General features: G+C 65.8%; 5 protein-coding genes. 2 read left to right on the top strand and 3 right to left on the bottom strand.

What is annotated here, in order from left to right:
- The first annotated feature begins 115 nt into the window (after nucleotides 1-115).
- Nucleotides 116-616, top strand: coding sequence for an SRPBCC domain-containing protein (locus QK287_RS15265; protein WP_282360646.1), 501 nt, complete (start codon nucleotides 116-118; stop codon nucleotides 614-616).
- An 82-nt stretch (nucleotides 617-698) separates the two neighbouring features.
- Here QK287_RS15265 and QK287_RS15270 read toward each other — a convergent pair whose 3' ends face one another.
- Both QK287_RS15270 and QK287_RS15275 read right to left on the bottom strand, forming a co-directional pair.
- Nucleotides 699-1,757 (bottom strand): LacI family DNA-binding transcriptional regulator, encoded by a 1,059-nt coding sequence (locus tag QK287_RS15270; RefSeq protein ID WP_282360649.1) that lies wholly within the window; start codon nucleotides 1,755-1,757, stop codon nucleotides 699-701.
- Nucleotides 1,758-1,759: 2 nt separating this feature from the next.
- Nucleotides 1,760-3,541, bottom strand: coding sequence for a glycoside hydrolase family 13 protein (locus QK287_RS15275; protein WP_226776316.1), 1,782 nt, complete (start codon nucleotides 3,539-3,541; stop codon nucleotides 1,760-1,762).
- Between the two features lie 347 nt (nucleotides 3,542-3,888).
- On the opposite strand from QK287_RS15275, the gene QK287_RS15280 reads away from it, so the two are divergent.
- Nucleotides 3,889-5,253 carry an FAD-linked oxidase C-terminal domain-containing protein gene (locus QK287_RS15280; protein WP_282360651.1) on the top strand — a complete coding sequence of 455 codons (1,365 nt, stop codon included), beginning with the start codon at nucleotides 3,889-3,891 and terminating at the stop codon, nucleotides 5,251-5,253.
- Nucleotides 5,254-5,360: 107 nt separating this feature from the next.
- Here QK287_RS15280 and QK287_RS15285 read toward each other — a convergent pair whose 3' ends face one another.
- Nucleotides 5,361-6,776: a DUF4032 domain-containing protein gene (locus QK287_RS15285; RefSeq protein WP_226776318.1), complete on the bottom strand. Its 1,416-nt coding sequence runs from the start codon at nucleotides 6,774-6,776 to the stop codon at nucleotides 5,361-5,363.
- Between the last annotated feature and the right edge of the window lie 166 nt (nucleotides 6,777-6,942).

The following is a 6,942-nucleotide window of genomic DNA, read 5'->3' on the forward strand; positions in this document are numbered from 1 at the left end:
CCACGTTGGGGGTCCTCCCGCATTTAACACCCCACCCAAAAACACCCCCACCCACACCGGGAACATTGGTGCCCGCAGGCCGGCCGGCAGGGGTCCGAGGGTAGAGTTGGTGCCCATGGATAACCTCTTCAGCCACGCCGCCGCGGACGCCACCGGGACCGCGGAGCAGGAAACGTCAGGCGGCTTCGATCCCGTCGTCTTTACCGTTATTGTCCCCGGCGCAGTCGCCCGAGCCTTTGTTGGTTTCACCGAGCACACGCACCTTTGGTGGCCGCTGGAAAACCACGGCGTATTTGGCGCTGGCTCCTATGTGGAGTTTGAGGAGAACCTCATCCTGGAGACCGCTGACGACGGCAGGACGGCCGTCTGGGGTTCCATCGATGACTGGCAGCCACCCATGTCCTTCCACGCCAGCTGGCACCCCGGGTCATCGGCGGTTTGGTCAACGGAACTGCGAGTCGCGTTCCGGGCAGTGGAAGACGGAACGGAGGTTCGGCTCGTGCACGGCGGCTGGGAAGGAGCCGAGGACCCGGCCGCAACACGCTTGGATTGTGCAGCTGGTTGGCCTGAAGTCCTGGACCGGTTTGTGCGCTTTATGGGTGGCGCCGACGCTTGAGTAGCCGGGTTGCCTGACCCAACCGCTTGGTCATGGGCGACGTAGCCGGGCGGAACGCGGCAGCCGGGCCGAGGACCGTGTGCTAACGCTGTGGCTCCGTGTTGCCGGGCGGGACGGCGGTGCTTGAACGGATCAGGAGTTTCGTCGGATACTCGGTATCGGCTGCCCCCGCCGCCCCCGGCGCCCCCGCCGCGCCGGCGCCCCCGGCGCCGTCGAGCCCTTCCAGCAGGAGCCCGACCGCCAGTGCACCTTGGCCACGCGCATCCTGGTCGATCGTCGTGAGCCCAAAGACCTCACCGAGTTCGTGGCCGTCAATGCCGATCACCGAGAGGTCGTGTGGCACACTCAGGCCGAAGTCGCGGGCGGCAAGAATCGTGCCGATCGCCATTTCGTCGGACGCCGCGAATACCGCTGTCGGCCGGTCCGCCGAACCCCCAAGCAACTGCCGGGCGGTGGTATAGCCTCCCTGAATCGTGAAGTCGGCGGAGACCTGCCACTCCGGCCGGATCGCCAGGCCCGCGTCCATCATGGCCTTCTGGAAGCCGGCTTGGCGGGTGCCCGGCAAGCGGAAGTCCCGCTCGTAGGCGGAGCCGCCGGTCAGATGGGCGATCTTGGTGTGGCCGAGCTGGATCAGGTGGCGCGTTGCGGCCTGGGCAATCCCGGCGTCGTCGATCCGGATGGTCGAGGTCCCGGGCAGCGGTCCACCGATCCCGACAATGGGCCGGTGGATCGCGAGGAGCTGCTGGATTTCGGCCGCGCTGAGTTTCAGGGAGACCGCGATCACCGCATCCACCCGCTTGCGGAGCAGAAAGTCGTTCAGCACGCTCTGCCGGCGCTCCTGCCCCACACTGACGTTGTACAGCGTGAGATCGTACCCGGCGTCGAGTAGGGCCGCAGAGACGCCTTCCAACACCGCGGAAAAGTACCAGCGGTGCACAAACGGAACCACAACGCCGACGTTGTGGTTCCGCCCGGAGGCGAGGCTGGAGGCGTGGTACGAGGGAACGAAACCGAGTTCGGCCGCGGCAGTCCGGGCGAGTTCACGGCTGCGGGCCGAGACATTGCCTTTGCCGTTCAGGGCCCGCGAAACGGTGGCGATGGAGAGGCCAGCGCGCTCTGCGACGGCCTTGATACCGGGCATTTTTAGCTCTCCGCGTCCTCGAGGTTGATTTCCAGCCAAACGGCTTCCCCTGGGCTTAACCGATGCCCGGAGGCAGGCAGTTCAGCTGACTCCAAGCCGTCCCCCGCTTCGCGCTGGCCGCTGCGGATCAGCACCCGGCCGGCAGGCAGCTCAACCGATTCCCGCCCGGCGTTGAGCAGCACCAGGGTGGTGCCATTCACGTAGGCCAGGCAGGTGTCGGTACACCAGGCCTCTGCCCAGGCGAGCGATCCCCGTCCGAGCCCCAGTGCGCGGCGTTCGGCCAGCATACGCCGGTAGAGGTTCAGGTGCGAGGCCGGGGAGGCGGCTTGCGCATCTCGCGCCAGTCCCGCGAAGCTCTCGGGCTGCGGAAGCCAGGGGGCTGCTCCGTCGCCGAAGCCGGCGTGAGGCTCTGCGGTCCGCCACGGCAGCGGCACCCGGCAGCCATCCCGTCCCAGCCTTTCGCCGCCGGTGCGGGCAAACGTAGGGTCCTGCCGCTGGTTGTCCGGGATGTTGATCCCGTCCGGCAGGCCGAGCTCTTCGCCTTGGTAGAGGTAGGCGCCGCCCGGCAGCCCGAGCATAAACATAGAGGCTGCCGCGGCCCGGGAACGGCCCAGGACCTCGTCCGGCTGCGGATCAAAGCTGCCGATCCCGTCGCCGTCGCGGGGCGCATGGCCGTCGTAGCCGAAGCGGGTGGCGTGCCGGACCACATCGTGGTTGGAGAGTACCCAGGTGCTGGGAGCGCCGACAGAGTCCAGCGCGGTCAGGGACTCGGTAATGATGCCGCGCATGCGGTGGACGTCCAGGCCGGCGTGCAGATACGGGAAATTGAATGCCTGGTGCATCTCGTCCGGCCGGACCCAGTCGGCCAGCCGCGGCAGCGGGTCCACGTTCGCTTCGGCGCAGAGGATGCGATCCGGTCCGTATTCGGACAGGATCTGCCGCCATCTGCGGTAGATGTTGTGGAGGGCTGGCTGGCCGAACATCGGGGCATCGTGTCCGGGATAGCCGTCGCAGCTGTTGCCGTCGGCGCGGCCGCCCCATTCCGGCAGGCCCGGTGCTTTCACCAGGGCATGGGCAACGTCAACCCGGAAGCCGGCCACTCCGCGGTCCAGCCAGAAGCGCAGCACACGTTCGAATTCCTCATGCACGGCGTCATTGTCCCAGTTGAAGTCCGGCTGGGAGGTATCGAACAAGTGCAGGTACCACTGCCCCGGGGTGCCGTCCGGTTCCGTGATCCGGCTCCAGGCGGGCCCGCCGAAGTGGGACTGCCAGTTGTTCGGCGGTTCTTCGCCGAATGTTCCGAGGCCGTCACGGAAGATGAAATGGTCCCGTTCCGGGCTGCCGGCGGAGGCTGCCAGGGCGGCCTGGAAGGCAACGTGCTGGTCTGAGCAGTGGTTGGGCACCAGATCGACGATCATTCGCAGGCCAAGCCGCGTCGCCTCTGCCATCATGGCATTGAAGTCAGCCAGCGTGCCGAAAAGGGGATCAACGTCGCAGTAGTCACTGACGTCGTAACCGGCATCACGCTGTGGGGAGCGGTAAAACGGCGAAAGCCAAACGGCGTCGATGTCCAGATCAGCCAACTTGGGAAGTTCCGCGGTAATCCCGGCGAGGTCGCCGATGCCATCGCCGTTCAGGTCCCGGAAGGATCGCGGGTACACCTGGTAGATGACGGCCGAGCGCCACCATCCGGGGACAAGATCTTCGGGGTGTACCGGCGTCAAAGGGCCGGTCAGGGTCCCGGCCAGTTCGGCGGGGGCTGCGAGTGCTGAATCAACGGACATGCCGGTAATAGTAGGGGCGGCACGGGCGAAATGAAAACGCTTCCAGCCGGAAGCCGGGCGGTCTCTGCTGCGGTTGCGGGAGGGCGCACTAGCTCGATATACCCCTCAGGGCGCTGAACTGCGGTTTTGCGCTCTGGGTGGGATCTTTCTGACTCGGTCGTCGCCGGCCCGGTATCCGCCGGTATTGTGACGTTCCTTAGTCACAGAACGACGAAGTGTGGAAGCGCTTGCAGATCAATGGTGGGTGGAGACGACCCGGCGGAACTTTGGCCAGTGCGCTCCGGCCCCCGGGGTCGCCTGAACCCGCGGCTTAGACTGAAGGCTGGAATCGACGAACTGGAGACCGCATGAGCATCATTGACGAGCTCACTTCTGCCTTGGGCGCCAAAGTGGCCCTGGATGACACCACGTTGGCCGGCTATGCAGTGGATCAGGGACCCGTGCTGGAATATCAGCTGCCGCTGGCCGTCGTTCGAGCCGAATCCGTCGAAGACGTTCAGGACGCCGTCCGGGCTTGCGCCGCCCTCGGCATCCCGCTCGTGGCCCGCGGCGCAGGGACCGGTGTTTCCGGCGGTGCGCACGCCACCAAGGGCTGCGTCGTGCTCAGCCTGGAAAAAATGAACCGCATCCTGGACCTTAATCCCGACGACGAGACGGCCGTCGTCGAACCCGGGGTCATCAACGCAGACCTCAACACCGCGGCAGCAGTCCACGGGCTGATGTACGCGCCGGACCCTGCCAGCTTCAAAATGTCGACAATCGGCGGCAACGTCGCCACAAACGCCGGCGGGCTGCGCTGCGCCAAATACGGGGTCACGCGTGACTCCGTGCTCGCGCTCGACGTTGTGCTGGCGGACGGCTCGCTCATCCACACCGGCCATCAGACGTTCAAGGGCGTCGCCGGCTACGACCTGACCGGGCTGTTTGTCGGCTCGGAGGGGACGCTGGGAATCGTTGTTGGCATCACCGTCCGCCTCAAGTACCTCCCGCTGGACGTGCACACGATCGCCGCCTTCTATCCGGACTTCCGCAGCGCCGCTGCGGGTGTCCTCGCCGTGGGTAAGGCACGCATCCAGCCGGCCATTATGGAGCTGCTGGACAGCGGAACCCTGGCCCAGCTCGATGAGGTCCACGGCTCGGACCTTTCCTCCCGGGGCCGGTCCCTGCTGCTGATCCAGACCGACGGGTTCGGCGCAACGGCGGAAGCTGCCGCCATCCGGCCGGTTCTCGCTTCCGGAGGTGCCATCGTGACGATGGAAGCCAGCGCCGAGGCGGAGCAGCTGGTGGACTTGCGGCGCAACAGCCGCGGAGTGGAGGTCGACGACGAATACCGCGTGGGTGAGGACGTCGCCGTCCCGCGCTCACGGCTGGTTGACTACGTGGAAGCCCTGGAATCCATGGCGGCGGCACACCGGGTCAAGCTGAAGGTGGTGGCGCACGCCGGCGACGGCAACCTGCACCCCACCTTCTGGGTGGAGCGGGCGGAGGGGGCCGTGAACGCCGACGCCATGAAGCGGCTCGGAGCGGCCCTGGATGAATCCATCACGGTGGCACTTGCCATCGGCGGCACCATTACCGGTGAACACGGGATCGGCCAGTACAAGCGGCGTTGGCTGGGCCTGGAACAGAAGGAGCCCGTCCGTGAACTGCAACGCAGGATCAAGGAGCTGTTCGACCCGGCCGGCATCCTGAACCCGGGCAAGGCAATTTAGCACATACGCGCCACAAGGCGTACCGCCCAACTGACTAGCAGCTAAGGCCGTTTTGAGCGCTGAAAACGACGTTTACTGCAAGCTAGTTGGGTGTGGGACGGCGGGTGTTAGTCCTCGGAATCGTCGGCGCCGTAGCGGGATTCCTCCGTTTCGATCTCCAGTATCTTGAGCAGCTCCGTGTCCGGGTTTAGCATAATGGCCGCTTCGTCCCGGCGGTGCCGGAGTTCGGACTCAATGTAGGACTGCACGGCTTCAGCCAGCGGGATGTACCGGTTCTCCTTCTCCGACATGTACCAGCGGTGCTCCAGGATCTCGTGCACTGCCTCGGCCGGCTCCAGCTTCCCGGACAGGTCCCGGGGGATGGAGCGGACAATAGGTTCGAAGATCTGGCTGACCCACAGGTGCGCGCTGTATTCCTCGTCCATTCCGGGATTGTTGTCGGCGCGGAAGGAATCCATGTCGTTCAGGAGCCGCCGGGCCTGGTTTTCCTGGGCGTCCAGGCCGGTCAAGCGCAGCAGCCGGCGCTGGTGGTGTCCGGCGTCGACCACCTTGGGCTGGAGCTGGATGGTGGAACCGTTCTGTGTCGTTTTGATCGCATATTCTTCGACGTCGAACCCCAGCTCGTTGAGCTTACGGATGCGGGCAGCTACCCGCCAGCGTTCGCCGATTTCGAACGATTCCTTCTCGGTCAGTTCGGTCCAAAGGCGCCGGTAGCTGTCCATGATGAGCTCGCTCGTGGCCACCGGGTCCACCTTCTCCTCGATGAGGCCGCCGTCGAGCAGATCCATCAGCTCACCGGCGATGTTGACCCTGGCAATCTCCAGATCGTATTCGCGCTGGCCGGTGGACAGATCCGGATACAGCTCGCCGGTCTCAGCGTCCACCAGGTAGGCGGCGAACGCGCCGGCATCGCGGCGGAAGAGTGTGTTCGAGAGCGAGACATCGCCCCAATAAAACCCGATCAGGTGCAGCCGGACCAGCAGCAACGCCTGGGCGTCGATGAGGCGGGTGAGTGTGTCCTTGCGGAGCATCTGTGAGAAGAGGGCGCGGTACGGCATTGAGAACTTCAGGTGCCGGGTGACCAGCACCGGGTTCAGCGGCCGGCCCTCGGGAGTGGTGCGGCCGGTGATAACGGCGACTGGTTCCACACAGGGGACGTCCAGCCGGGCGAGCTTGCGGAGCATGTGGTACTCGTGGCGGGCCACGTGCTCCGACGTTTCCTTGATGGCGATCACAGACCCGCCAAGGTGGGCGAAGCGGACAATATGGCGGGAAATGCCGCGGGGGAGCGCGGCGAGGTATTCGGCCGGCCAATCCTCCAGCGCGATGTGCCATGGCAGGTCCAGTAGCTCCGGTTCGGTGGCCGCGGCGGTGATGCTCAGCGAACTTGAGGCCACGGCGCCCTTGCTGTCATTGGCGCTGGCGGCTTCAAACCGGGGCAGCTTGCCGACCTGCCCGTAATCGGTAGGTTCGTTGTGCCACTGGGCACCGTTTTCCTCGGTGCTTCGGTATTCCTCGGTCATAACCCAATTCTTCCGTACTGAGGGCGCCTACCCTAACGAAGGGGCGTAGCTGCTAGGTTAACGCCCGACGGCGGCCCTCCAGTAGGGAGGACCGCCGTCGGACATGCGGTGCCGGTGGGTGGGCCCACGCCGGCAGGGTTCCCTGGCCGAAGCGAAGCGAGGCTAG

Origin of the sequence: Arthrobacter sp. AL05, from assembly GCF_029960715.1 — a bacterium.
In the GTDB taxonomy this organism is placed as follows: Bacteria; Actinomycetota; Actinomycetes; order Actinomycetales; family Micrococcaceae; genus Arthrobacter.

Coding starts and splice junctions, on each gene's coding strand:
- QK287_RS15270 (WP_282360649.1), bottom strand. CDS start 1,757: ATGCCCGGTATCAAGGCCGTCGCAGAGCGCGCTGGCCTCTCCATCGCC.
- QK287_RS15275 (WP_226776316.1), bottom strand. CDS start 3,541: ATGTCCGTTGATTCAGCACTCGCAGCCCCCGCCGAACTGGCCGGGACC.
- QK287_RS15285 (WP_226776318.1), bottom strand. CDS start 6,776: ATGACCGAGGAATACCGAAGCACCGAGGAAAACGGTGCCCAGTGGCAC.
- QK287_RS15265 (WP_282360646.1), top strand. CDS start 116: ATGGATAACCTCTTCAGCCACGCCGCCGCGGACGCCACCGGGACCGCG.
- QK287_RS15280 (WP_282360651.1), top strand. CDS start 3,889: ATGAGCATCATTGACGAGCTCACTTCTGCCTTGGGCGCCAAAGTGGCC.